At 68.3% G+C, this 23,674-nt stretch carries 23 protein-coding genes and 2 tRNA genes; 16 read left to right on the forward strand and 9 right to left on the reverse strand.

Translation table 11 applies throughout. The annotated features are described in order from the left end of the window. Window positions 1-40 precede the first annotated feature (40 nt). The 5 genes from trxB to FB462_RS01090 all read left to right on the forward strand — a co-directional run bounded on the left by trxB (window position 41) and on the right by FB462_RS01090 (window position 4,581). Entirely contained in the window at window positions 41-1,039 is a 999-nt protein-coding gene (gene trxB, locus FB462_RS01070; RefSeq protein WP_114851303.1) for a thioredoxin-disulfide reductase, read from the forward strand. Window positions 1,040-1,098: 59 nt separating this feature from the next. Beyond that, window positions 1,099-1,425 carry a thioredoxin gene (gene trxA, locus FB462_RS01075; RefSeq protein WP_022832611.1) on the forward strand — a complete coding sequence of 109 codons (327 nt, stop codon included), beginning with the start codon at window positions 1,099-1,101 and terminating at the stop codon, window positions 1,423-1,425. Between the two features lie 203 nt (window positions 1,426-1,628). Next, the gene (locus FB462_RS01080) at window positions 1,629-2,933 is read left to right on the forward strand and encodes an aminotransferase-like domain-containing protein (protein ID WP_141859623.1); all 1,305 of its coding nucleotides are present in this window, start codon (window positions 1,629-1,631) and stop codon (window positions 2,931-2,933) included. Window positions 2,934-2,973: 40 nt separating this feature from the next. Then, on the forward strand, window positions 2,974-3,936 hold the full coding sequence (locus tag FB462_RS01085) for a D-alanine--D-alanine ligase family protein (protein WP_141859625.1): 963 nt from the start codon (window positions 2,974-2,976) through the stop codon (window positions 3,934-3,936). A 30-nt stretch (window positions 3,937-3,966) separates the two neighbouring features. Next, window positions 3,967-4,581: a YdcF family protein gene (locus FB462_RS01090; protein ID WP_141859628.1), complete on the forward strand. Its 615-nt coding sequence runs from the start codon at window positions 3,967-3,969 to the stop codon at window positions 4,579-4,581. A 451-nt stretch (window positions 4,582-5,032) separates the two neighbouring features. Here the strand turns inward: FB462_RS01090 and FB462_RS01095 are convergent, their stop codons facing one another. From FB462_RS01095 to rpmH, 8 genes are all read right to left on the reverse strand, one after another. Continuing rightward, complete coding sequence (locus tag FB462_RS01095; protein WP_114851299.1) at window positions 5,033-6,013, reverse strand: ParB/RepB/Spo0J family partition protein; 981 nt, start codon at window positions 6,011-6,013, stop codon at window positions 5,033-5,035. Then, a complete protein-coding gene (locus FB462_RS01100) occupies window positions 6,013-6,906 on the reverse strand; it encodes a ParA family protein (protein WP_114851298.1) in 894 nt (297 codons plus the stop codon). Before FB462_RS01100 ends, FB462_RS01095 begins: the two co-directional genes overlap by 1 nt. Window positions 6,907-6,987: 81 nt before the next feature. Beyond that, the gene (gene rsmG, locus FB462_RS01105; protein ID WP_141859629.1) at window positions 6,988-7,635 is read right to left on the reverse strand and encodes a 16S rRNA (guanine(527)-N(7))-methyltransferase RsmG; all 648 of its coding nucleotides are present in this window, start codon (window positions 7,633-7,635) and stop codon (window positions 6,988-6,990) included. After that, window positions 7,632-8,156: a Jag family protein gene (locus tag FB462_RS01110; RefSeq protein ID WP_229666924.1), complete on the reverse strand. Its 525-nt coding sequence runs from the start codon at window positions 8,154-8,156 to the stop codon at window positions 7,632-7,634. Before FB462_RS01110 ends, rsmG begins: the two co-directional genes overlap by 4 nt. Then, the gene (gene yidC, locus FB462_RS01115; RefSeq protein ID WP_114851326.1) at window positions 8,157-9,119 is read right to left on the reverse strand and encodes a membrane protein insertase YidC; all 963 of its coding nucleotides are present in this window, start codon (window positions 9,117-9,119) and stop codon (window positions 8,157-8,159) included. It abuts the gene before it with no gap. Window positions 9,120-9,127: 8 nt separating this feature from the next. Continuing rightward, window positions 9,128-9,508: a membrane protein insertion efficiency factor YidD gene (gene yidD, locus FB462_RS01120; protein WP_180225907.1), complete on the reverse strand. Its 381-nt coding sequence runs from the start codon at window positions 9,506-9,508 to the stop codon at window positions 9,128-9,130. Beyond that, window positions 9,505-9,849, reverse strand: coding sequence for a ribonuclease P protein component (gene rnpA / locus FB462_RS01125; RefSeq protein WP_114851296.1), 345 nt, complete (start codon window positions 9,847-9,849; stop codon window positions 9,505-9,507). The genes yidD and rnpA overlap by 4 nt, the downstream gene beginning before the upstream one ends. Window positions 9,850-9,904: 55 nt before the next feature. Next, window positions 9,905-10,042 carry a 50S ribosomal protein L34 gene (rpmH, locus tag FB462_RS01130; protein WP_019181680.1) on the reverse strand — a complete coding sequence of 46 codons (138 nt, stop codon included), beginning with the start codon at window positions 10,040-10,042 and terminating at the stop codon, window positions 9,905-9,907. Window positions 10,043-10,612: 570 nt separating this feature from the next. Here rpmH and dnaA point away from each other — a divergent pair. The 10 genes from dnaA (at window position 10,613) to FB462_RS01180 (ending at window position 22,133) form a co-directional block, all read left to right on the forward strand. Beyond that, window positions 10,613-12,079: a chromosomal replication initiator protein DnaA gene (gene dnaA / locus FB462_RS01135; RefSeq protein WP_058741033.1), complete on the forward strand. Its 1,467-nt coding sequence runs from the start codon at window positions 10,613-10,615 to the stop codon at window positions 12,077-12,079. Window positions 12,080-12,705: 626 nt separating this feature from the next. Then, window positions 12,706-13,851 (forward strand): DNA polymerase III subunit beta, encoded by a 1,146-nt coding sequence (gene dnaN / locus FB462_RS01140; protein WP_058741034.1) that lies wholly within the window; start codon window positions 12,706-12,708, stop codon window positions 13,849-13,851. Between the two features lie 69 nt (window positions 13,852-13,920). Further along, window positions 13,921-14,808 carry a phosphogluconate dehydrogenase (NAD(+)-dependent, decarboxylating) gene (gene gnd, locus FB462_RS01145; RefSeq protein ID WP_141859631.1) on the forward strand — a complete coding sequence of 296 codons (888 nt, stop codon included), beginning with the start codon at window positions 13,921-13,923 and terminating at the stop codon, window positions 14,806-14,808. Window positions 14,809-14,841: 33 nt separating this feature from the next. Continuing rightward, window positions 14,842-16,068: a DNA replication/repair protein RecF gene (gene recF / locus FB462_RS01150; RefSeq protein ID WP_114851294.1), complete on the forward strand. Its 1,227-nt coding sequence runs from the start codon at window positions 14,842-14,844 to the stop codon at window positions 16,066-16,068. Next, on the forward strand, window positions 16,068-16,568 hold the full coding sequence (locus FB462_RS01155) for a DciA family protein (protein WP_058741037.1): 501 nt from the start codon (window positions 16,068-16,070) through the stop codon (window positions 16,566-16,568). Before recF ends, FB462_RS01155 begins: the two co-directional genes overlap by 1 nt. A 134-nt stretch (window positions 16,569-16,702) precedes the next feature. Beyond that, entirely contained in the window at window positions 16,703-18,712 is a 2,010-nt protein-coding gene (gene gyrB, locus FB462_RS01160) for a DNA topoisomerase (ATP-hydrolyzing) subunit B (protein ID WP_114851293.1), read from the forward strand. A gap of 134 nt (window positions 18,713-18,846) precedes the next feature. Continuing rightward, a complete protein-coding gene (gene gyrA / locus FB462_RS01165) occupies window positions 18,847-21,477 on the forward strand; it encodes a DNA gyrase subunit A (RefSeq protein WP_229666925.1) in 2,631 nt (876 codons plus the stop codon). Further along, entirely contained in the window at window positions 21,470-21,877 is a 408-nt protein-coding gene (locus FB462_RS01170; RefSeq protein ID WP_058741039.1) for a DUF3566 domain-containing protein, read from the forward strand. Before gyrA ends, FB462_RS01170 begins: the two co-directional genes overlap by 8 nt. A 75-nt stretch (window positions 21,878-21,952) precedes the next feature. Then, window positions 21,953-22,029: transfer RNA gene (locus tag FB462_RS01175), tRNA-Ile, on the forward strand. A 31-nt stretch (window positions 22,030-22,060) separates the two neighbouring features. Continuing rightward, a tRNA-Ala gene (locus tag FB462_RS01180) sits at window positions 22,061-22,133 on the forward strand. A gap of 306 nt (window positions 22,134-22,439) precedes the next feature. Here the strand turns inward: FB462_RS01180 and FB462_RS01185 are convergent. Continuing rightward, complete coding sequence (locus FB462_RS01185) at window positions 22,440-23,015, reverse strand: hypothetical protein (protein ID WP_058741040.1); 576 nt, start codon at window positions 23,013-23,015, stop codon at window positions 22,440-22,442. Between the two features lie 116 nt (window positions 23,016-23,131). Between FB462_RS01185 and FB462_RS01190 the strand changes: the two genes are divergently transcribed. Continuing rightward, complete coding sequence (locus FB462_RS01190) at window positions 23,132-23,671, forward strand: peptidylprolyl isomerase (RefSeq protein WP_058741041.1); 540 nt, start codon at window positions 23,132-23,134, stop codon at window positions 23,669-23,671. Window positions 23,672-23,674: the final 3 nt, after the last annotated feature.

The following is a 23,674-nucleotide window of genomic DNA, read 5'->3' on the forward strand; positions in this document are numbered from 1 at the left end:
TGTGTTGACCCGGTCAGTACGCAACGGAAGGGCACCAGGCATGCGCCAGCTCATCATCATCGGTTCCGGTCCTGCCGGGTTCACCGCCGGCATCTACGCCGCGCGCGCCGAGCTCAAGCCGCTCATCGTCGCCTCGAGCGTCGAGACCGGTGGCGAGCTCACCAAGACCACCGAGGTCGAGAACTTCCCTGGTTTCCCGGAGGGCATCCAGGGCCCCGACCTCATGATCAAGATGCAGGAGCAGGCCGAGAAGTTCGGTGCCGAGGTCCTGTACGACGACGCGGTGTCCGTCGACCTGACCGGCGAGGTCAAGAAGGTCACCGTCGGCTCCGGCGAGACGTTCGAGGCCCTCGCGGTCATCTACGCCACGGGGTCGGCCTACCGCCACCTCGGGCTCGCCGACGAGGAGCGCCTGTCCGGTCACGGCGTCAGCTGGTGCGCGACGTGCGACGGCTTCTTCTTCCGCCAGAAGAACATCGCCGTCGTCGGCGGCGGTGACTCCGCGATGGAAGAGGCCACGTTCCTCACCCGCTTCGCCGACAAGGTGACGGTCATCCACCGCAAGGACTCGCTGCGTGCGTCCAAGATCATGCAGGACCGCGCGATGAACGACCCGAAGATCGAGTTCGCGTGGAACAAGGAGGTCACGGGCATCCAGGGCGACACGGCCGTCACCGGCGTCACGCTCACGGACACCGTGACGGGCGAGGAGTCCGAGCTCGCGCTCGACGGGCTCTTCATCGCGATCGGCAACGACCCGCGCACCCACCTGATCCACGGGCAGATCGACCTCGCGCCGGAGGGCACCATCGCCGTCCAGGGTCGTTCGTCCAAGACGAACCTGCCGGGTGTCTTCGCCGCGGGTGACGTCATCGACCCGACGTACCGCCAGGCGATCACGGCCGCAGGTTCGGGCACGGTCGCGGCGCTCGACGCCGAGAAGTACCTCGCGGAGCTCGACGACGCACTGACCGATCAGGCCGAGGGCCGCACGCCCTCCGAGCCCGCGATGGTCGACGTCGAGGCAGCGCGGGCCTGACGCACGGAATACTGCAGCGGCCATCCCGTTGTAACCACAGAACTCTCGAAGGAGCACACATGTCGAACGCCAAGGCCGTCACCGACGCCACCTTCTCGGACGAGGTCCTCAAGTCCGACAAGACCATCCTGGTCGACTTCTGGGCGGAGTGGTGCGGCCCGTGTCGCGCGGTCTCGCCGATCCTCGACCAGATCGCCGCGGAGCACGCCGACAAGATCGAGATCGTCAAGCTCAACGTCGACGACAACCCGCAGTCGGCCATGAACTACCAGATCACGTCGATCCCGGCGATGAAGGTGTTCAAGGGCGGCGAGGTCGTCAAGACCGTCATCGGCGCCAAGCCGAAGCCGGCGCTCGAGGCCGACCTCGCCGAGTTCCTGGCGTAGGTCCGACCGCACCGTCGAACGGCCCCGTCCTCCACGCGGAGGGCGGGGCCGTCGTCGTTCCGCGAGGAGCGCCGCGGCGGCGTTCCGGGGTGCGCGCTGCGCGTTCGCGGGCCACAGCTTCAGGATCGGCCCCCACCTCCCACCGGGGATCCGGCAACGGATGTCGTAGTGTGGCGGGAATGTCCCACTGAACGGAGCACACGATGACGAACGGCAACAGCCTCGACCCCTGGTACGACTCCTACGCCCAGCGCACCGCCGGGCTGAGCGCCTCCGAGGTCCGAGCCCTGTTCGCCGTCGCGTCGCGGCCCGAGGTGGTCTCGCTCGCCGGCGGCATGCCGTACGTCTCGGCGCTCCCGCGCGAGCTCGTCACGGGCTCCCTGGACCGCGTGATGGCCGAGGACGCCGCGATGGCGCTGCAGTACGGCGGCGGCCAGGGCCTCCGCTCCCTGCGCGAGCACATCGTCGACGTGATGAGCCTCGAGGGCATCCGTGCGAGCGCCGAGGACGTCGTCGTCACCACGGGGTCGCAGCACGCGCTCGACCTCGTCACGCGGCTGTTCATCGATCCGGGCGACGTCGTGCTGGCCGAGTCCCCGTCCTACGTCGGCGCGATCGGCGTCTTCCGGTCGTACCAGGCCCAGACCGTCCACGTGGCGACCGACGAACACGGCCTGGTGCCCGGGGCCCTGCGCGAGGCCATCGCGAACCTGCGGGCGCAGGGGAAGCGCATCAAGTTCCTCTACACGATCCCGAACTTCCACAACCCCGCCGGTGTCACAATGAGCCGCGAGCGCCGGATCGAGGTGCTCGACATCTGCCGGTCGAACGGCATCCTGGTGCTCGAGGACAACCCGTACGGGCTGCTCTGGTTCGACGAGCCCGCGCCGCAGGCCATCCGCTCGATCGATGAAGAGGGCGTGGTGTACCTCGGCTCCTTCTCGAAGACCCTCGCGCCGGGCTTCCGCGTCGGCTGGGCCCTCGCACCGCATGCCATCCGCGAGAAGCTCGTCCTCGCGAACGAGTCCGCCGTGCTCGCGCCGAACTCGTTCGGCCAGTACGTCGTGAACGCCTACCTCGACGCCGCGGACTGGAAGGGCCAGGTCGACACCTTCCGAGGCCTCTACGCCGAGCGCCGCGACGCGATGATGTCCGCGCTGGGGGAGTTCCTGCCCGACCTCTCCTGGACCCGCCCGAACGGCGGCTTCTTCGTCTGGCTGACCCTGCCCGAGCACCTCGACTCGAAGGGGATGCTCCCGCGCGCCGTGAAGGAGCTCGTGGCCTACACCCCGGGAACAGCGTTCTACGCCGACGGCCGCGGTGGTGGCAACATCCGGTTGTCGTTCTGCTACCCGACGCCCGAGCAGATCCGCGTCGGGGTCAAGCGTCTCGCCACGGTGATCAACGACGAGCTCGAGCTGCTCGAGACGTTCGGCTCCGCGACCCGTCCGATCACGACCGTCCGCGAGTCGAACTCGGTCGTCGCGCCGCCGCCGAACGTGTCCTGACCAGCGCTTTCCGCACAATCACAGCAAAGGGATCCCTCGCATGGCCGACCTCACCCGTCGTCACGTCGTCGTCGTCGCCGGAGGGATCTCGCACGAGCGGGACGTCTCCCTGCGGTCCGGTCGTCGGGTCGCGGACTCGCTGACCGGCTACGGCTGGCAGGTCGACCTCCGCGACGCCGACGGCTCGCTCCTGCCCGCCCTGCGAGAGGGGCGACCGGACGTCGTGTGGCCGGCTCTGCACGGTGCGTCCGGAGAGGACGGCGCGCTCCGAGGCGTGCTGGAGGCCCTGGACATCCCGTTCGTGGGCTCACGCGCTACCTCGGCCCGCCTGGCGTGGGACAAGCCCACCTCGTCCGCGCTGGTCGCCCGAGCTGGCGTGCACACACCGCGGTCGGTGACCCTGTCCCACGACGTCTTCCGCGAGCTCGGCGCCGTCGGGCTCCTCGAAGCCATCGCAGGGGAGCACCCCGTCCCGCTCGCCGTGAAGCCGGCACGCGGCGGCAGCGTGCAGGGCGTCACCCTCGTCGAGGACGTCGCCGACCTGCCGCGCGCAATGGTCACGGCCTACACGTACTGCGACGACGTCGTGGTCGAGCAGCTGATCCGGGGGACCGAGGTCGCCGTCGGGATCATCGACACCGGGGACGGGCCCGTCGCGCTGTCGGCGGTCGAGATCGTCCCGCGCAACGGGCCGTACGGCTTCGAGGCCCGTTACAACGCCGGTGAGACGACGTTCTACACCCCCGCCAGACTCTCTGACGCCTTCGCCGCGGCCGCCGCGGAGGCGGCCATCGCAGCACACGTCGCACTCGGCCTGCGGCACCTCTCTCGCGTCGACCTCATCATCGACGCCGCCGGGACGCCATGGTTCCTCGAGGCGAACGTCCTCCCCGGCCTCACCGAGACCTCCCTCGTCCCGCAGGCGCTGAGCGCGTCCGGGTTCGACCTCGGTTGGACCTACGCCGAGCTGGCCGAGCAGGCCATCCGCGACCACCGCGCCTGAGTCCTCGTGCGTGTTCCACGTGGAACATCGATGGTGTTGCCTGTCCTCGGTTCCGCGGTCGTGGTGCTGGTCGCATGTCTGGCTTGGGGTGAGGCGGTCCACTTCGGTGCGAGTGCCGCAAGCCGACGGCACCGCGCAGGTCTTTCATGCAGGGGGCGCGACGTCGCCATAGTGGTCCTGGGGTTCAGCAACCGGGCCTCGCAGCCGAACCTTGTGAACCGGTGGCGTGCCCGGATCGCCGTCCGGACCGCACGCTTACTCGTCCGCCGCGGTGCGCGGTCGGTTCGGATCATCTGGCGCGGTGGCCCCGTGATGGGCCCCGTGCCGGAGGCGCAGCACCTCGCCGCCGCGCTCCGGCACGCTGGGTGGCACGGCCAGACCGTCCTCGAGGGACACAGCCGCTCGACGTGGGAGAACATCGCCAATGTCCGGCCGCTCCTCCGCTGGGATGAACTCGTCGCCCTCTGTTCGAACGATCTGCACGTCGTGAAGGCGCGGCTGTACTTCGCGCGCCAGGACCCCGATGTCGTCGAGCGTCTGATCGGATCCGCGAACTACCGCGCGGGGGAGATGGTGCTGGCCAAGCCGCTGTTCGCCGCGGTCGGCCTGCACAAGCTTCGCGCGCTGCGGCCGCACCGTCACTGATGAGATCCTCGGCGATCAGGACTCGCGATGTTCCACGTGGAACGTCCATCACCGAGCCAGCGGCTGTTGGCTCACACAAATGAGGCTGCGCGCCTCTCCTCGGCGAAGGCGGGCCGGGGACCGTGGCTCCGACGCCTGCGTTCGCCAACGGTCGAGGTTCTCCCACCGCGAGGCAGTCGACCTACAGCACCGGGGCCTTGACCGGTACCAACTTTCGCTCGCTGCAGCCGGTTCGCTCCCGGTTCGCACCCCCGATGCACGTGCAGCAGCAGCGATTCCACTCGAAGACCATGTTCCACGTGGAACACGCGTCGCCGCCGAGCGCGCCTCATGGCGGATACAAGCCTGCCGGCCTCCTGCGCGCCATCGAGCGTCGCGCTGCTCTGGAGATACCCGCACGGCCAGAACGGTCGCCAGCGGCCCGTCAGAGGCTCGGGGGACAGCCAGAAGGTCAGCCTGCGATGTCCTGGACCCCGAGCTCGCCCAGGATCCGGTTCAGGTCGTCTCCGTTGGCGAAGTCGATGGTCACTGAGCTCTTCCGCGCACCGACGGCGATCTTGACCCGCGTGTTCAAGCGATCGCCAAGCCGCTCCGCGAGATCGTTGAAGTGCGCCTGTCGCTTCGAGGGCTCCGGCTTGACCTTCGCCGGCGCCTTCGTCGCAAGCTGCTGGGCGATCGCCTCGGCAGCACGCACGGACAGGTCCTCGTTCACGATCTTCTCGGCGAGGTACTCCATCGCCTCGGCGTCCGGCGCTGCGAGGATCGCCCGCGCGTGTCCCGCCGAGAGCACTCCTGCGGCAACGCGGCGCTGCACCGGAGAGGGCAGACGCAGCAACCGGATCGTGTTCGTGATCTGCGGACGCGACCGCCCGATGCGCTGCGCGAGCTGCTCCTGCGTGATCCCGAAGTCTGCGAGCAGCTGCTGGTACGCCGAGGCCTCCTCGAGCGGGTTGAGCTGAGCGCGGTGCAGGTTCTCGAGCAACGCGTCGCGGAGCATCGCGTCATCGGGGGTGTCCTTGACGATCGCGGGGATCGTCGAGAGCCCGAGCTCCTTCGTGGCACGCAGTCGGCGCTCGCCCATGATGAGCTCGTACTGCGGGTCCGTGCCCGTTGCACCGGGGATGGGACGCACCACGATGGGCTGCAGGACGCCGATCTCCCGGATCGAGTGCACGAGCTCCTGGAGCTCCTCTTCGCGGAACTCCTTGCGCGGCTGCTGCGCGTTCGGCACGACATCGAGCGGGTTGAGGTTCGCCAGCCGCGCGCCGGGCACGGCCACCAGATCCTCGGCGGTCTGCCCGGACGGCGACGGAGCCGACGCCGGCGATCCGCCGGTCGGGAAGAACACGTCGACGGGACGGTCCTGCTGCTCATTGGCCGTGGGGATCAGGGCGCCGATCCCGCGGCCGAGGCCGGTTCGCTTGGGTGCCATCAGTCCTGCGCTCCTCGTGCTGCGATCTCGGCGGCTGCCTCCAGGTAGGAGAGCGACCCGGATGAGTTGACGTCGTACGAGACGACGCTCTGCCCGTAGCTCGGCGCCTCGCTCACCCGCACAGAACGGGGGATCATCGCCTGCAGGACCTGGTCCCCGAAGTGCTCGCGAACATCGGCGGCCACCTGGTTGGACAGGTTCGTCCGGCCGTCGTACATCGTGAGCAGGATCGTCGAGACGCGCAGGTTCGGGTTGAGGTGCCGCTCGATCAGCTCGATGTTCCGCAGGAGCTGGCTCAACCCCTCGAGGGCGTAGTACTCGGTCTGGATCGGGATGAGCACTTCCTGCGCTGCCACGAAGGCGTTGATCGTCAGGAGCCCCAGCGACGGCGGGCAGTCGATGAAGACGTAGTGGTACGGCTCGTCCAGCGACGACAAGTACTGGTCCAGCGCGGTGCGGAGCCGCTGCTCACGCGCGACGAGGGAGACGAGCTCGATCTCGGCGCCGGCGAGGTGGATCGTCGCCGGTACACACCACAGCGTCTCCGACTCGGGGGAGCGCTGCACGGTGTCCGCGATCGGCGCCTCGTCGACGATGACGTCGTAGATGCTCGCGACCTCGGCCTGGTGATCCACGCCGAGCGCGGTCGAGGCATTGCCCTGCGGGTCCAGGTCGATCACCAGGACGCGAGCTCCACCGTGCGCCAGAGCCGCCGCCAGGTTGACCGTCGTCGTCGTCTTGCCGACGCCGCCCTTCTGGTTCGACACCGTGAAGATCCGGGTCTTTGCCGGCAGCGGGAACTGCTGCGTCGCGATCGCACGACGGCGCCGGTTGAGATCAGCGATTTCCCGCGCAAGGGGAGTCGACGCGTCGTAGTCGGTAGATGAACTCAACGAAGACCTCTTCCCCGGTGCAGTGTTTCACGTGGAACGTCGAGCCCGCAAGATCCGGTAGCACCGGTCCGAGCGACAGCGTCAGTCAACTGTAGCCCGGAAGACGCGCGTGGTCTCCTCGACCACACCGACTCCGAGCTCGAGGACCTCGACGTTCTCCAGACGCTTTCGGAGGATCACCTTCCGCGCCTTCTCGATCTCCTCGCCGACCCGCGCCCCCTTCATCAGGATGAGCTGACCGCCGGAGCGGACGAGCGGGACAGTGAGCGGGATGAGCTTCGACAGTGCGCTCACGGCACGGGCGGTGACCTGATCGACGACGATATCGTCCGCGACGTCCTCTGCTCGTCCGCGGACCACCGTGACGTTGTCGAGTCCGAGTCGCGCGGCCTCACTCGTCAACCACTCACACCGGCGCTCCATGGGTTCGATGAGCGTGAGCGTCACGTCGGGACGCGCGATCGCGAGGACCAGGCCGGGGAGCCCGGCACCCGAACCGACGTCGGCGACCCGGCCACGATCCTCCAGGAGGGGTGCCAGCAGCGCAGAGTTGAGGATGTGTCGCGTCCAGAGCCGCGACTGCTCGAGCGGACCGATCAGCCCGAGCTCCTCGCCTCGACGAGCGAGCTCTCCCGTGAACGACCGGGCCAGCTCGAGCCGCTCGCCGAACAGCGTTGCCGCAGCGGCGGGCTCCTGCTCGAGCTCCGGCGCCTCGGTGGCGTCCGTCATCGGGTGACGACCGTGTGGCGGTCCCGACCCTCACCCTCGGACTCCGAGTGGAAGCCCTTCTCGGCGACCAGGTCGTGCACCAGCTTGCGCTCGTACGACGACATCGGGGGGAGCGCCGCCGTCGGGGCGCCGGCCTCGATCCGCTCGACGGCGGTGTCGACCAGGCGCTGGAGCTCGGTCGCCCGTGCATCGCGCGAGCCACCGACGTCGAGGATCAGGCGGCTGAACTCGCCCGTCTCGGCCTGCACGGCGATGCGCGTGAGCTCCTGCAGCGCCGACACCGTGTCCGGCTTCGAGAGCACGCGCAGCGCCCCGCCCTCGTCGCTCACTGACAGATACACGCGCCCGGCGCGCTCCTCGATCTCGATGTCGCCGTCGAGGTCACAGATGTCGAGGAGTTCCTCGATGTAGTCCGCAGCGATGTCCGCCTCGTCACGCGCGTCGTCGTCGACGCCGTCCTGCTCGACGGAGGGAGCGTCGGCGGTGTCCTGCTCGACGGGGGCGATGTCCTGCTCGGTCACTTACTTCTTCCCGTTCTTCTTGGAGCGGTTCTTGCCGACCGGCTGCTGACGCTGGGTGGTCACACGGACCGGCTCGACCTCGATGGCCGACGCACCCGCACCAGCCTCGGCGAGGACCGGGGTGCCACGGCGCTGGGCCTTCTTCGCCAGGCGGGCCTCACGCGCGAGCGCGGCCTCGGAGCCCGGCGTGGGCATGCTGCGGATGACGAAGTACTGCTGCGCCATCGTCCAGATGTTCGACGCGAGCCAGTAGAACATGACGCCGAGGGGGAAGCTCAGACCAGAGATCACGAAGATGAGCGGGAGGATGTACAGCATCATCTTCTGCTGGCGGTACATCGGCGACGCCTTGGTCTCCGGCGACATGTTCTTGGCGACGAGCTGCAGCTGCGTGATGAACTGCGAGACCGTCATCACGACGATCATGAAGCCCGCGATGACCCGGACCTCCCACCCGGAGGCGTTCGTGAAGGTCTCGTGCAGAGGAGCGCCGAACAGGGCGGCGTTGCCGAAGTCCTGCGCCAGGGTGTTCGTGAGCAGGCCGATGCCCGTCTTGTTGATCTGCGCCTCGTGCAGCACCGAGTACAGCGAGAAGAAGATCGGCATCTGGATGAGCAGCGGCAGGCAGGAGCTCAGCGGGTTCGTCCCGGTCTCCTTGTAGAGCGCCATGGTCTCGCGGCTCATGGCCTCGCGCGAGAACTGGTCCTTCTTGCCCTTGTACTTGTCCTGGATCTTCTTGAGCTGCGGCGCGACCTCGAGCATGCGGCGCTGCGACTTGATCTGCCGCACGAAGATCGGGATCAGCGCGGCACGGACCACGAAGGTCAGGAAGATGATCGACAGCACCCACGTGAGGCCCGCGGACGGGTCCATCCCGAGGTTCTCGAAGATCCAGTGGAAGGCCACGAGGATCGCCGACACCACCCACTTGAGGGGCCAGAGGATCGTTCCGATGAAGTCCATGAGGACGGTCACGCCTTTCGAGTGCGCTGGGGGAGCAGGTCCGGGAGCACGCCGGCTCGGGGGGACTGCGACTGCTGCGGGGTCGGCGCGAGCACGAACCCGAACCGGTTGACGAGGTAAGGACGACGGCGCTCGCGCACGTCGTCGATGCCGCCGGCAGCCCAGGGGTTGCAGCGGGCGATCCGCCAGGCGCCCATCGCAGAACCGCGGACGACGCCGTACTGCTGGATGGCCTCGAGCGCGTAGCGCGAGCACGACGGGTGGTAGCGGCAGACGTTCCCGTACAGCGGGGAGATCACCGCGCGGTAGACACGGAGCACGACGACGCACGCGTTGCGCGGGAGCAACGCGACGGCCCAGGCCAAGCGGGTCCACAGGGTGCGGTTCATGCTGCCTTCTCGAGTCCGCGCGCGAACGAGCGCGAAACGTCTCCGAGCAGGGTAGGCCATGCCGCCTGCGCTGCGGCTGGCAAGGCCCTGATCACCACGTCGCAGTCCGTCGGGGTCCCGGCGAGCAGGTCGTGCGCGATCGCCTTGAGCCGTCGGCGCACCGTGTTGCGCGTGACCGCGTTGCCCACGGTCTTCGCCACGATGAAGCCGAAGCGGGTCGGGGCTCCGTCGGACCGTCGGACAACGGATACGACGACGTGCGCCGTGGCGCTCCTGCGACCACGACGCACGACGGTCCGGTAGTCGTCACCCCGCACGATGCGGTTGGCGCGTGCCAACACGATCGCTACCGGGTTCCCGACCGGGACCGGACCAGCTCGACCAGGCGGAGCCTGATCAGGCGCTGAGCTCGGTGCGGCCCTTGGAACGGCGCGCGGCGAGGATGGCGCGGCCGGCACGGGTGCGCATGCGGGCGCGGAAGCCGTGCTTCTTGGCGCGGCGGCGGTTGTTCGGCTGGAAGGTGCGCTTGCTCATGATGATCTCCACACGGCTGCGCTCGAGGACTGGCTCAGCGCGAGCCGACACGTATGTCTGGACAGCCGCTCGACAGGATCGAACAGCACGATGGGCGCGACCGAATGGCCGCAGTCAACTGGTTAACGGTACGTGACAGCGGCGAGCAGGTCAAACGGTCCCGGGGAGCCCGTCGGACGGGGCGCGCGCACGATCATCATCCACATTGGGGAAAACGTGCGTTCGGTGCCATTCACTCGGACCCTTTACAGTGGTGTGATCGATCGGCCCGTTCCGCGGAGCGACGGGGGAGTCACCTCTCCGCCCGCCACCGGACCGACGTGGACAGGACTGTGGACAACCCTGTGGATCACCGCCGCGGGGCGACAGTGGTCCGGGCCCGACGGTGCCGCTCGGACACGACCGCCCGAGCACGCCGGCAGGCGACGGGGCCAGCAGCGTCAGACGACCGAGCGAGGCCAGACGACCGGGCGCAGCCAGCCGCGGCGGCCGCGGCACAGCGACCACCTGACCACCTGACCACCGAAGACCCGACCACACCACGACAGCGAAGCAGGAGACGAGCGCGACATGACGATGCCGGCCGATCCCGTCGAGGACCTCTGGTCCTCCGTCCTGGGCCTCCTGTCGGAGGACGACCGCATCACGCCGCAGCTGCACGGCTTCCTCAACCTGGTCGAACCGAAGGGCGTCCTCGCCGGCACCCTCTACCTCGAGGTCCCGAACGACCTGACCCGCGGGATGCTCGAACAGCGCATCCGGATCCCGATCACCGAGGCCGTCTCGCGCGTCGGTGACGACTCGGTTGCGAACTTCGCCATCACGGTCAACCCGGACATGGCGTCGGAGCCCCGGGTGGACACCGTCGTGCCGAGCCACGTCCCGGAGTACGCCGAGCCCGTGCAGCAACCGGTCGAGCAGAGCGCCGCGCCCCGCCAGTACATCGAGGCGCCGTTCGTCCCGAGCCAGATCGACGCCCCGGGAACCAGCGGTCGCCCGGAGTCGCGGCTCAACCCGAAGTACAACTTCGACAACTTCGTCATCGGCTCCTCGAACCGCTTCGCGCACGCCGCAGCGGTCGCGGTCGCCGAGGCCCCCGCGAAGGCGTACAACCCGCTCTTCATCTACGGCGACTCCGGCCTCGGCAAGACGCACCTGCTGCACGCGATCGGCCACTACGCCGAGAGCCTCTACCCCGGGATCCGGGTGCGGTACGTGTCGAGCGAGGAGTTCACGAACGACTTCATCAACTCGATCGCGAACAACCGCTCGAACCAGTTCCAGCAGCGGTACCGCGACATCGACATCCTGCTGATCGACGACATCCAGTTCCTGCAGGGCAAGGACTCCACGCAGGAGGCCTTCTTCCACACGTTCAACACGCTGCACGACCACAACAAGCAGGTCGTCATCACGTCGGACGTCGCGCCGAAGCACCTGACCGGGTTCGAGGACCGGATGCGCTCGCGCTTCGAGTGGGGCCTCATCACCGACGTGCAGGCCCCGGACCTGGAGACGCGCATCGCGATCCTCCGGAAGAAGGCGCAGTCCGACCACCTGCAGGTGCCGGACGACATCCTCGAGTTCATGGCCTCGAAGGTGTCGAGCAACATCCGGGAGCTCGAGGGGACGCTCATCCGCGTCACGGCCTTCGCGAGCCTCAACCGGACGGCCGTCGACATGGCCCTGGTGCAGACGGTCCTGAAGGACCTCATCACGCTCGACGACGACAACGTGATCGCGCCGACGGACATCATCAACCACACCGCGGAGTACTTCAAGCTCTCCGTGGACGACCTCTACGGGTCCTCCCGCTCGCAGGCGATCGCGACGGCTCGGCAGATCGCGATGTACCTCTGCCGCGAGATGACGAGCCTGTCGCTGCCGAAGATCGGCCAGCTGTTCGGCAACCGCGACCACACGACCGTGATGTACGCGAACAAGAAGATCACCGAGCTCATGAAGGAGCGTCGGTCGATCTACAACCAGGTCACCGAACTGACCAGCCGCATCAAGCAGGACCGCCGCTACCGCTGACGCAGATCACCGAGACAGCACCACCGACGCCTGCGAAGGAGCGTCGGTCGATCTCCAACCAGGTCACCGAACTGACCAGCCGCATCAAGCAGGACCGCCGCTACCGCTGATCCGCACCGGCATCCGTGCCGTCGACGCGAGCCTCCGGGCTCGCGTCCGTCGTCGCGCCCGCCTCCGTGATCGCAGGAAGGGCGGCCTGGAGGCACGGATCACCATCCCGGATCAGCCCGCCCGAGCCATGATCCACCATCTGAGACGGTTCCATGCGCCGAGATTCACACAGTGTGGAAAGCCTGTGGATAACTGTGGAGGACACGCGGTCGCGTTGTTCACAGATCTGACCCCGCCTGTGGAGACTGGGGATGGAAGTGGATAGATGAGATTTGTTCATCCAGACGCCGCCAACACGCGACTCACAACTCACACGTGTGTAGTTCCCTGTGGAGAAGCGGGATGCACAGAGTTATCCACACTGTGCACAGGCGTTAACACCATTGATCCTGGTTAACGATCTGGTTGGAGGGGCCAACCTTGTGGACGGCGGGATGACAAGAAATCCGGCGCTCCTCCCGCTGTGCCACAATGGGGCGGCCGGACAGTCCAACCGATCGACAGGGGTCCCAGCTGTGAAGTTCGAGGTCAACCGGGACGTCTTCTCCGAAGCCGTCTCCTTCGCGGTGAAGCTCCTCCCACAGCGCACGACCCTCCCGATCCTGTCCGGTGTCCTCATCCACGCCGAAGGCGACCGTCTCACGCTGTCGTCCTTCGACTACGAGGTCTCGGCGCAGACGTCCATCACGGCGCAGATCGACGACCCGGGCACGGTCCTGGTCTCCGGCCGCCTGCTCAACGACATCGCGAGCCGACTGCCGAACGCCCCGGTGACCTTCACGACCGAGGACACCAAGATCTCGGTCACCTGCGGTTCGGCGCACTTCACGCTGCTGTCCATGCCGGTCGAGGAGTACCCGACGCTCCCGGAGATCGGCGAGCAGACCGGCGTGATCCCCGGCGACGCGTTCTCCGAGGCCGTCTCCCAGGTCGCCGTCGCCGCGAGCCGTGACGACGTCACCCCGGTCATCACCGGCGTGCAGCTCGAGGTCGGGGACAACGACCTCTCGCTCACGGCGACCGACCGGTACCGCGTCGCGATCCGCACGATCGCGTGGGACTCCGGCCGCGTCGGCTCCGAGCCGCTGCACGCCCTCGTCCCGGCCCGCACCCTGCAGGAAGTCGGCCGCACCTTCGGGTCGGCGTCCACCGTCTCGGTCTCGATCTCGGGCAGCTCGGACCGCGAGCTCATCGCGTTCCACGCCGACGACAAGACCGTCACCTCCCTGCTCATCAAGGGCAACTACCCGCCGGTCCGCCGGCTGTTCCCCGACACGGTCCAGGACCACGCGGTGATCAACACCGCGGAACTGGTCGAGGCCGTCCGACGGGTCTCCCTCGTCCTGGAGCGCGAAGCGGCGCTCCGGTTCTCCTTCTCGGTCGACGGGCTCACGCTCGAGGCGATCGGTTCCGAACAAGCGCAGGCGTCAGAGTCGATCAGTGCGTTGCTGACCGGTGAGGAAACGGTGGTCTCGCTGAAGCCCGCCTTCCTCCTGGACGGGTTGAACGCGGTGCACTCCGAGTTCGTCCGCATCTCCTTCACCAAGACGGAGAACCCCAACAAGCCGGGTCCGGTGCTCATCACCGGGCAGACCTCGCAAGAGGCCCCGGCCACGGACGGATACCGGTACCTGCTGCAGCCCAATCTCCTGCTGCGGTGAGCGCAACAGCCGTACCACTGCGCTGACGTGCTCGACGCACCAGCGCGACGACGAACAGAAGAGGAAATCATGCACATCGGTCTTGTCGGCCTCGGTCGCATGGGCAACAACATGCGTGCCCGTCTCCGCAACGCAGGCATCGAGGTCACCGGGTACGACGCGAACCCCGTCGTCTCCGACGTCGCCGACCTCGGCGCACTCGCCGCCGCACTGCCCGAGGGCAAGAAGCTCGTGTGGGTCATGGTCCCCCACGGCAAGATCACCGACGACGTCATCACGGACCTCGCCGAGGTCCTCAGCCCCGGTGACCTGGTCATCGACGGCGGCAACTCGAAGTGGCTCGACGACGAGGTGCACGCGAAGCAGCTCGACGCCAAGGGCATCCGCTACATGGACGCCGGTGTCTCCGGTGGCGTCTGGGGCAAGGACAACGGCTACGGCCTCATGGTGGGCGGCGCGGCCGAGGACGTCGAGTTCGCCATGCCGGTCTTCGACGCGCTCCGCCCCGAGGGCCCGCGCGAAGAGGGCTTCTCGCACGCCGGCGGTGTCGGCGCCGGGCACTACGCCAAGATGGTCCACAACGGCATCGAGTACGCGATCATGCAGGCCTACGGCGAGGGCTACGAGCTCCTCGAGGCCAAGGACATCGTCCACGACGTCCCCGCGGTCTTCGCCGGGTGGCAGCGCGGTACGGTCGTCCGTTCCTGGCTGCTCGACCTGCTCGTGCTCGCCATCAACGAGGACCCGAAGCTCGACGAGCTCGAGGGCTACGTCGACGACTCCGGCGAGGGCCGTTGGACCCTCGAAGAGGCGATCGAGCTCGCGGTGCCGATGCCCGCGCTCTCGGCGGCCATGTTCGCCCGCTTCGTCTCGCGTCAGGGCAGCCAGTCCCCGACGATGAAGGCCGTCGCGGCGCTCCGCAACCAGTTCGGCGGCCACGCCGTCAAGAAGGCGTAGTTCAGGTAACCACCTGAGCTCGTCTCGGCCCGCGTGCACGTCGACCACCTGCAACTCACCGACTTCCGGAACTACCGGGAGGCGGAGGTCGACCTCGTACGCGGGCCGAACCTGTTCGTCGGACGGAACGGCCAGGGCAAGACGAACCTGGTCGAGGCGATCGGGTACCTGTCCACCCTCGGGTCGCACCGGGTCCCGACCGACGCCGCCCTCGTCCGGCAGGGCTGCGATGCCGCGATCGTCCGCGCGCGCCTCGCCCACGAGGACCGCAGCATCCTCGCCGAGGTGCAGATCAACCGCACCGGCTCGAACCGGGCGCAGGTGAACCGCGCCGCGATCAAGCCCCGCGAGCTTCCGCGCTACTGCACGAGCGTGCTGTTCGCCCCCGAGGACCTCGCCCTCGTCCGCGGCGAACCCTCTGGCCGGCGACGCATGCTCGACGAGCTCCTCGGCCAGATCGCCCCGCGCATGCAGGGCGTGCTCGCCGACTACGACCGGACGCTCCGCCAGCGCAACACCCTGCTGAAGTCCGCGCGAGCCACCGGGTCACGGTCCGGGTCGCTCGCGACGCTCGACGTCTGGGACGAACGCCTCGTCGCGTTCGGCGCCGAGATCATCGCCGCACGCGACCACCTGACCCGGCGACTCGCCCCCTTCGTCACCGAGGCCTACGCGACCGTCGCCGGTGAACGCCACGAGGCGAGCATCGCCGGCGTCCTGAGCGTGCGCGGCGGCGACCCCGAGGACGCGGCGGCGACCGATCCCGTGCTCGGCACCCCGGACGAGCCGGTCTCGGTCACCGCGGCGGCCGATGCCTTCCGGGCCGCCCTCGAGCGGCGTCGACGGGACGAACTCGACCGCGGACTCACCCTCGTCGGGCCGCACCGCGACGACGTCCTGTTCCAGCTCAACGGGTTACCTGCGCGTGGTTACGCCTCACACGGTGAATCGTGGTCCTTCGCACTGGCCGTCCAGCTCGCCAGTGCCGCCGTGCTCCGGGCGGAGTCCTCGCTGGGGGACCCGATCATCATCCTCGACGACGTGTTCGCCGAACTCGACGAGTCCCGCAGGGAGCGCCTGGCCGGCGCGGTCGCCGACTACGAGCAGGTGCTCATCACCGCGGCCGTGTTCGGCGACGTGCCGGAGCAGCTCGCGGCACACACCGTCCGGATCGCGGCGGGCACCATCGTGACCGACGGGGCGGACGCGAGCCGTGCCTCCAGTCCGACCGCCCCGAGCACGACGGTCGACGGCGTCTGATGCCGAAGCCCGTCAAGCCCACCGAGCCCGCCCGGGTCTACCGCCACCTGCGCGCGGTCTACGGGGACCCGTCGCTCCGCACCGTCGACGCCCGCCGCCGGCGGGCCCGCGAACTCGACGCCGACACCGTCCCGTACGGCAAGGGGCGCGAGCCCCGCGGCCTGGGCGACGTCGTCGGCTCGCTGGCCGCCGAGCTCGGCTGGACCGAACCCCTCGCCCGCTCCGAGCTCTTCGTGGACTGGCCCGCCGTGGTCGGCGACGAGCTCGCGAAGCACTCCCGGCCCATGACCATCGACGACGGCGCACTCGTCATCCGCTGCGACTCGACGGCGTGGGCGACGCAGCTCCGGCTGATGCGGTCGACCATCACGACGACCATCGCCGAGCGGCACCCGGAGGCGGGCGTACAGTCCATCCGGGTTTCCGGGCCGGACGTCCCCACGTGGAAACGCGGTCCCAGGACCGTTCAGGGGCGCGGCCCCCGCGACACCTACGGCTAGCCAGACGAAATCGTCCTCAGGGACGAAAAAAGCCCGTCTGGGGGCCGGATACGCCCTCGAGGAGGGGGGTCCCTGCGGTAGACTGGGGAGTGCAGTGTGCGGGTGTTCCGCGCGCAGGCAGGAGCACCTACGACATGGCAGCAGAATCTGACGACGACCGGACGATCCCGCAGGGCGAGACCGAACAGGCTCCGCAGTCGGAACCATCGTACGGCGCAGATCAGATCCAGGTGCTCGAGGGGCTCGAAGCCGTCCGCAAGCGCCCCGGCATGTACATCGGTTCGACGGGCCCGCGCGGTCTGCACCACCTCGTGCAGGAGATCGTCGACAACTCCGTCGACGAGGCCCTCGCGGGCTACTGCGACACGATCGACGTCACCATCCGCGAGGACGGTGGCGTCCGCGTCGTCGACAACGGCCGCGGCATCCCGGTCGACGTGCACGCGGCCGAGGGCGTCTCGACGCTCCAGGTCGTGCTGACCGTCCTGCACGCCGGCGGCAAGTTCGGCGGCGGCGGGTACGCGGTCTCCGGTGGTCTGCACGGCGTCGGCTCCTCGGTCGTGAACGCGCTCAGCTCCGAGCTCGACGTCGAGGTCCGGCGACAGGGTCACGTGTGGCGCCAGAGCTACACCGACGGCGTGCCCGTGGCCCCGGTGTCGCAGGACGAAGCCACGGACGAGACCGGCACCACGATCACCTTCTGGCCGAACGCCGACATCTTCGAGACCGTCGAGTTCGACTACGAGACGCTCCGCACGCGCTTCCAGCAGATGGCCTTCCTCAACAAGGGCCTGCGGATCAGCCTGCGCGACGAGCGCACCCCGGACGAAGGCGAGGAGTCGCGCAAGGACTCCTTCCGGTACGAGCGCGGCCTGCCGGACTACGTCGAGTACCTGAACTCGCAGAAGAAGGCCGACCTGGTCCACCCGGACGTCATCGCCATCGAGGCCGAGGACACCGACCGCAAGATCGCGCTCGAGCTCGCGATGCAGTGGAACACCTCGTACCAGGAGAGCGTCCACACCTTCGCGAACACGATCAACACGCACGAGGGTGGTACCCACGAAGAGGGCTTCCGCGCCGCGCTGACCTCGCTGGTGAACCGCTACGCGCGCGAGGCCAAGATCATCAAGGAGAAGGACGACAACCTCACGGGTGACGACATCCGCGAAGGCCTGACGGCCGTCATCTCCGTGAAGCTCGGCGAGCCGCAGTTCGAGGGCCAGACGAAGACGAAGCTCGGCAACACCGAGGCGAAGTCCTTCGTCCAGCGGGTCGTCGGCACCGAGCTCGCCGACTGGTTCGACCGCAACCCCACGCAGGCGCGCGACGTCATCCGCAAGGCGATCCAGGCCTCGCAGGCGCGCATCGCCGCCCGCAAGGCGCGTGAGACCACCCGCCGCAAGGGGCTGCTCGAGTCGGGCGGCATGCCCGGCAAGCTCAAGGACTGCCAGTCGAAGGACCCGACGGTCTCCGAGATCTTCATGGTCGAGGGCGACTCGGCCGGCGGCTCGGCGGTCCAGGGGCGCAACCCCATGACCCAGGCGATCCTCCCGCTGCGCGGGAAGATCCTGAACGTCGAGAAGGCCCGGCTCGACCGCGCGCTCGCGAACCAGGAGATCCAGTCGATGATCACGGCGTTCGGCGCCGGCATCGGTGAGGACTTCGACCCGGACAAGGCCCGGTACCACAAGATCGTGCTGATGGCCGATGCCGACGTCGACGGCCAGCACATCACGACGCTGCTGCTCACGCTGCTGTTCCGCTACATGCGGCCGCTCATCGAGCGCGGCTACGTGTACCTCGCGCAGCCGCCGCTGTACCGCCTGAAGTGGTCGAACTCGGCGCACGAGTACGTGTTCAGCGACCGGGAGCGCGACGCGCTGATGACCGCCGGCCTGGCCGCCGGCAAGCGCATCCCCAAGGACAACGGGATCCAGCGTTACAAGGGTCTGGGCGAGATGGACTACAAGGAGCTGTGGGACACCACGATGAACCCGGACACCCGGACGCTCCTGCAGGTCACGCTCGAGGACGCGGCGGCGGTGGACAGCGTCTTCGCGACGCTCATGGGCGAGGACGTCGAGTCGCGTCGCCAGTTCATCCAGCAGAACGCCAAGGACGTCCGGTTCTTGGACATCTGAACAGGCTCGACATCTGATCCCGGCCTGGAGGCGCGGTGCCAGCCGCGTCGACCAGTCCCGACCACCTGTGGTCGCGCCCGGCGCGACCGACGGAACCCCTGCCTCCAGGCAGTGCAGAAAGGTGACCAGGCCACATGGCTGACGACAACGAGACGAACGACGAGCAGCCCGAGATCGTGCACGGCGACTCCGGCGACATCGTCGTCTCCGGTGACCGCATCTCGCAGGTCGACCTGCAGCTCGAGATGCAGCGGTCGTACCTCGACTACGCGATGTCCGTCATCGTCGGACGCGCCCTGCCCGAGGTCCGCGACGGCCTGAAGCCGGTGCACCGTCGCGTGATCTACGCGATGTTCGACGGCGGCTACCGCCCGGACCGCGCGTTCTCGAAGTGCTCGCGCGTCGTCGGCGACGTGATGGGGCAGTTCCACCCGCATGGTGACAGCGCCATCTACGACGCCCTCGTGCGCCTGGTGCAGCCGTGGTCGCTCCGGTACCCGCTCGCGCTCGGCCAGGGCAACTTCGGCTCGCCGGGCAACGACGGCGCCGCCGCCCCGCGGTACACCGAGACCAAGATGGCGCCGCTCGCCATGGAGATGGTCCGGGACATCGACGAGGACACCGTCGACTTCCAGGACAACTACGACGGCCGCACCCAGGAGCCGTCGATCCTGCCGGCGCGCTTCCCGAACCTGCTCGTCAACGGGTCGGTCGGCATCGCGGTCGGCATGGCGACGAACATCCCGCCGCACAACCTGCGCGAGGTGGCCGCCGGCGCCCAGTGGGCACTCGAGCACCCGGACGCCACCCGCGAGGAACTCCTCGGGGCGCTCATGCAGCGGATCAAGGGTCCGGACTTCCCGACCGGCGCCCAGATCCTCGGCACCAAGGGCATCCAGGACGCCTACCGGACCGGTCGTGGCTCGATCACGATGCGCGCGGTCGTCAACGTCGAGGAGATCCAGGGCCGCACGTGCCTGGTCGTCACCGAGCTGCCGTACCAGGTGAACCCGGACAACCTCGCGATCAAGATCGCCGAGGGCGTGAAGGACGGCAAGCTCGCCGGCATCGCGGACATCCGCGACGAGACCTCCGGCCGCACCGGCCAGCGCCTGGTGATCGTGCTGAAGCGCGACGCCGTGGCGAAGGTCGTGCTGAACAACCTGTACAAGCACACGCAGCTGCAGGAGAACTTCGGCGCGAACATGCTCGCGATCGTCGACGGGGTCCCCCGCACCCTGGCGCTCGACGGGTTCATCTCGGCGTGGGTCGACCACCAGATCGACGTCATCGTGCGTCGGACCCAGTACCGCCTGCGCGAGGCCGAGAAGCGTGCGCACATCCTGCGGGGCTACCTCGCCGCGCTCGACGCCCTCGACGAGGTCATCGCGCTCATCCGCCGCTCGCCCGACGTCGAGGAAGCCCGCACCGGGCTGATGGACCTGCTCAGCGTCGACGAGATCCAGGCGCGCGCGATCCTCGAGCTGCAGCTCCGTCGCCTGGCCGCCCTCGAGCGCCAGAAGATCCACGACGAGGCCGACGAGCTCGAGCGGAGGATCGCCGACTTCCAGGACATCCTGGCGTCGGAGACCCGCCAGCGCACGATCATCGGCGAGGAACTGGCCGAGATCGTCGACCGCTTCGGTGACGACCGCCGCAGCGAGATCCTGCTCGGGTACGACGGCGACATGTCCATCGAGGACCTCATCCCCGAAGAGGAGATGGTCGTCACCATCACCCGCGGCGGCTACGTCAAGCGCACGCGGAGCGACAACTACCGCTCGCAGCACCGCGGCGGCCGCGGCGTGAAGGGCGCCCAGCTCCGCGCGGACGACATCGTCGAGCACTTCTTCGTCACGACGACGCACCACTGGCTGCTGTTCCTGACCGACCAGGGTCGCGTCTACCGGGCGAAGGCGTACGAACTGCAGGAGGGCGGCCGAGACGCGAAGGGCCAGCACGTCGCCAACCTGCTCGCGATGCAGCCCGACGAGCAGATCCAGCAGGTGCTCGACATCCGCGACTACGAAGCCGCGCAGTACCTCGTGCTCGCGACCTCGCAGGGCCTCGTGAAGAAGACCGCGCTGACCGAGTACGACACGAACCGCACCGGCGGCATCATCGCGATCAACCTGCGCGACGGCGACAAGCTCGTCCAGGCGCTGCTCGTCGACGAGACCGACGACCTGCTCCTCGTGTCGAAGCACGGCATGTCGCTGCGCTTCACCGCGACGAACGACACCCTCCGCCCGATGGGGCGGTCGACCTCGGGCGTGAAGGGGATGTCCTTCCGCGACGACGACGCGCTGCTCGCGGCTCGGGTCGTCTCGGACGACGGCTACGTCTGGGTGATGACCGAGGGCGGCTACGCCAAGCGCACCGGTGTCGACCAGTACCGGGTCCAGGGCCGCGGCGGTCTCGGCATCAAGGTCGCCAAGTTGGCCGCCGACCGGGGCGACCTCGTGGGCGCTCTCATCGTCGGTGAGGACGACGAGGTGCTCGTCGTGCTGCAATCGGGCAAGGTGGTAAGGTCTGCCGTGTCCGAGGTGCCCGCCAAGGGTCGCGACACGATGGGTGTGGTCTTCGCGAGGTTCGCGGAGAACGACCGGATCATCGCGGTGGCCCGGAACAGTGAGCGGAACCTGGACGACCAGGACGACGCCGAGATCGAGCCCGCGGGCCCGGTGGAGACGGTCAGCCCTGACGAAGCGGCCCCCGAACCGACCGAGACCGTGGCCGGAGAGGACCAGTCAACCAATGAGTAGTGTCGCCGAGAAGCTCCAGAAGAAGGCGAAGCGGCCCGTCGGCACCCGTCAGGTGCGGCTGCGGCTCGTGTACCTCGACTTCTGGTCGATGGTGAAGCTGTCCTTCCTCATCGCCCTGGCCGGGTCCATCGTGATCGTCGTCGCCACGGCGCTGGTGTGGGTCATCCTGAACCAGACGGGCGTGTTCACCCAGGTGGACTCCCTGCTGAAGGACGTCACCGGGCAGAACAACTACTCGATCATGGACCAGTTCTCGCTGGGCCAGGTGCTCGGGTTCTCCGTCGTGGTGGGCATCCTCAACGTGGTCGTCGGCACCGTGCTCGGCGCGATCGTGAGCGTCCTCTACAACCTCAGCGTGCGGATCACCGGCGGCCTGCTCGTCGGCTTCACGAACAACTGACACACCCGGCCGGATGGCATCCGCCGCTCGATTTCGCACTTCGGGATCGGTACGGTAGGCTTTCATCCGGTCTGAGGGGCTATAGCTCAGGCGGTTAGAGCGCTTCGCTGATAACGAAGAGGTCCAAGGTTCAAGTCCTTGTAGCCCCACCATCCACTCCCCGTCCAGTACGCTGGACGCTCCGGGGCCTTAGCTCAGTTGGTAGAGCGCCTGCTTTGCAAGCAGGATGTCAGGAGTTCGATTCTCCTAGGCTCCACTCGCAGAAGCCCCTGGTCGCCACTTCGTGGCTTCCCAGGGGCTTCGTTCTGTGCTTGTCAGCGCCTTCGGCGCGCCGCTCCGCGATGGGAGCGTCCCGCGCGCGCGGCACCCTCGGGTGTCCTCGTCGAGGTTCCGAAATTGCGGCATCTCGGGGTCGCCGCGGGCTCTGATTGGCACCCCGGAGCGCTTCGTGCGGAGTGTTGCGGCGCTTCGACGTGGCGCGCTCGGGGGTGTTGCGGACCCGTCGGCGGGGACGACGAAGGGCCCCGGCGTGTGCCGGGGCCCTTCGTACGAACCGAGGAGGTCAGGCGGCGGGCTTCTCCGCCGTGTCCGCGTCGTCGGCGACCCAGAGGTCGTCGTCCGCGCGGAGCGTCTGGTACGCAGCGTAGGCCGCACCGGCGACCGCGACGACACCGACCACGATCAGGGCGACCCCACCGAAGCCGAGGCCCTTCTTCTGGTGTCCGGGCGTGTACTTCGCGGCGGCCTTCTTGGCCTTCTTGCCCTTCTTCTGGGCGTCCTTCACGATCTTCTTGACGCGCGGGTCCTTCGCGAGGTCCTTCACGCTGAGGACCGAGCCGGCAGTCGCGACCAGGCCGGGGACGACCTCGGTCTGGAAGCGGTGCGAGGCGTTCTGCGCGGCAGAGGTCGCAGCGTGCACGCTCGTGGCGACCGCGGGACGGATCCCGTTGTCGATCGCGTTCTGCACGCGGGGCGCGATGTCCTTGCGGGCTGCGTCGGCAGCGTGCGAGCGGGCCTCGGCGAGGATCGCGTTCGCATGCTCGAGGACCTTGCGCTGCTCGCCGAGGAGCGAGGCGGTCTTGCCCTTGAGCTTCTTGATCTGCTTCCGACGCTTGCGCGGGATCTCGATCGTCGTCATCTGGTACCTCCATCGGATCGGCGTGTCCCCATCCTGCCACCGCGACGCCTGACAGGTCACGGAGCCTCTGCTGTGTGATCCGTGTCACCGTCAGCCGTACATGCGAGAATCGGAACATGTCTCTGCACACCGCTGTCGCAACGATCCACACGAACAAGGGCGACATCCGCGTCAACCTGTTCGGCAACCACGCCCCGAAGACCGTCAAGAACTTCGTCGACCTCGCGACGGGCAAGCAGGAGTGGACGCACCCCGGCACCGGCAAGGTCTCCACCGACAAGCTCTACGACGGTGTCGTCTTCCACCGCATCATCAAGGACTTCATGATCCAGGGCGGCGACCCGCTCGGTCAGGGCATCGGCGGCCCCGGCTACCGGTTCGACGACGAGATCCACCCCGAGCTGACCTTCCAGGAGCCGTACATCCTCGCGATGGCGAACGCCGGCATCCAGGGTGGCCGCGGCACGAACGGCTCGCAGTTCTTCATCACGACCGTTGCCACCCCGTGGCTGCAGGGCAAGCACACCATCTTCGGTGAGGTCGCGGACGACGAGTCCCGCGCCGTCGTCGACGCGATCGAGGGCGTCGCCACCGACGGTCGCGACAAGCCCGTCGAGGACGTCGTCATCCAGAGCATCGACGTCGAGGACGTCTGAGCT

The sequence above is a fragment of the Curtobacterium citreum genome, from assembly GCF_006715175.1.
Lineage (GTDB): Bacteria > Actinomycetota > Actinomycetes > Actinomycetales > Microbacteriaceae > Curtobacterium > Curtobacterium citreum.

Excerpts from the sequence above, each read along its gene's own strand:
- trxB (WP_114851303.1), top strand. The coding sequence starts at position 41 with ATGCGCCAGCTCATCATCATCGGTTCCGGTCCTGCCGGGTTCACCGCC.
- trxA (WP_022832611.1), top strand. The coding sequence starts at position 1,099 with ATGTCGAACGCCAAGGCCGTCACCGACGCCACCTTCTCGGACGAGGTC.
- FB462_RS01080 (WP_141859623.1), top strand. The coding sequence starts at position 1,629 with ATGACGAACGGCAACAGCCTCGACCCCTGGTACGACTCCTACGCCCAG.
- FB462_RS01085 (WP_141859625.1), top strand. The coding sequence starts at position 2,974 with ATGGCCGACCTCACCCGTCGTCACGTCGTCGTCGTCGCCGGAGGGATC.
- FB462_RS01090 (WP_141859628.1), top strand. The coding sequence starts at position 3,967 with ATGGTGTTGCCTGTCCTCGGTTCCGCGGTCGTGGTGCTGGTCGCATGT.
- FB462_RS01095 (WP_114851299.1), bottom strand. The coding sequence starts at position 6,013 with ATGGCACCCAAGCGAACCGGCCTCGGCCGCGGGATCGGCGCCCTGATC.
- rsmG (WP_141859629.1), bottom strand. The coding sequence starts at position 7,635 with ATGACGGACGCCACCGAGGCGCCGGAGCTCGAGCAGGAGCCCGCCGCT.
- yidC (WP_114851326.1), bottom strand. The coding sequence starts at position 9,119 with ATGGACTTCATCGGAACGATCCTCTGGCCCCTCAAGTGGGTGGTGTCG.
- yidD (WP_180225907.1), bottom strand. The coding sequence starts at position 9,508 with ATGAACCGCACCCTGTGGACCCGCTTGGCCTGGGCCGTCGCGTTGCTC.
- rpmH (WP_019181680.1), bottom strand. The coding sequence starts at position 10,042 with ATGAGCAAGCGCACCTTCCAGCCGAACAACCGCCGCCGCGCCAAGAAG.
- dnaA (WP_058741033.1), top strand. The coding sequence starts at position 10,613 with ATGACGATGCCGGCCGATCCCGTCGAGGACCTCTGGTCCTCCGTCCTG.
- gnd (WP_141859631.1), top strand. The coding sequence starts at position 13,921 with ATGCACATCGGTCTTGTCGGCCTCGGTCGCATGGGCAACAACATGCGT.
- FB462_RS01155 (WP_058741037.1), top strand. The coding sequence starts at position 16,068 with ATGCCGAAGCCCGTCAAGCCCACCGAGCCCGCCCGGGTCTACCGCCAC.
- gyrB (WP_114851293.1), top strand. The coding sequence starts at position 16,703 with ATGGCAGCAGAATCTGACGACGACCGGACGATCCCGCAGGGCGAGACC.
- gyrA (WP_229666925.1), top strand. The coding sequence starts at position 18,847 with ATGGCTGACGACAACGAGACGAACGACGAGCAGCCCGAGATCGTGCAC.
- FB462_RS01170 (WP_058741039.1), top strand. The coding sequence starts at position 21,470 with ATGAGTAGTGTCGCCGAGAAGCTCCAGAAGAAGGCGAAGCGGCCCGTC.
- FB462_RS01185 (WP_058741040.1), bottom strand. The coding sequence starts at position 23,015 with ATGACGACGATCGAGATCCCGCGCAAGCGTCGGAAGCAGATCAAGAAG.
- FB462_RS01190 (WP_058741041.1), top strand. The coding sequence starts at position 23,132 with ATGTCTCTGCACACCGCTGTCGCAACGATCCACACGAACAAGGGCGAC.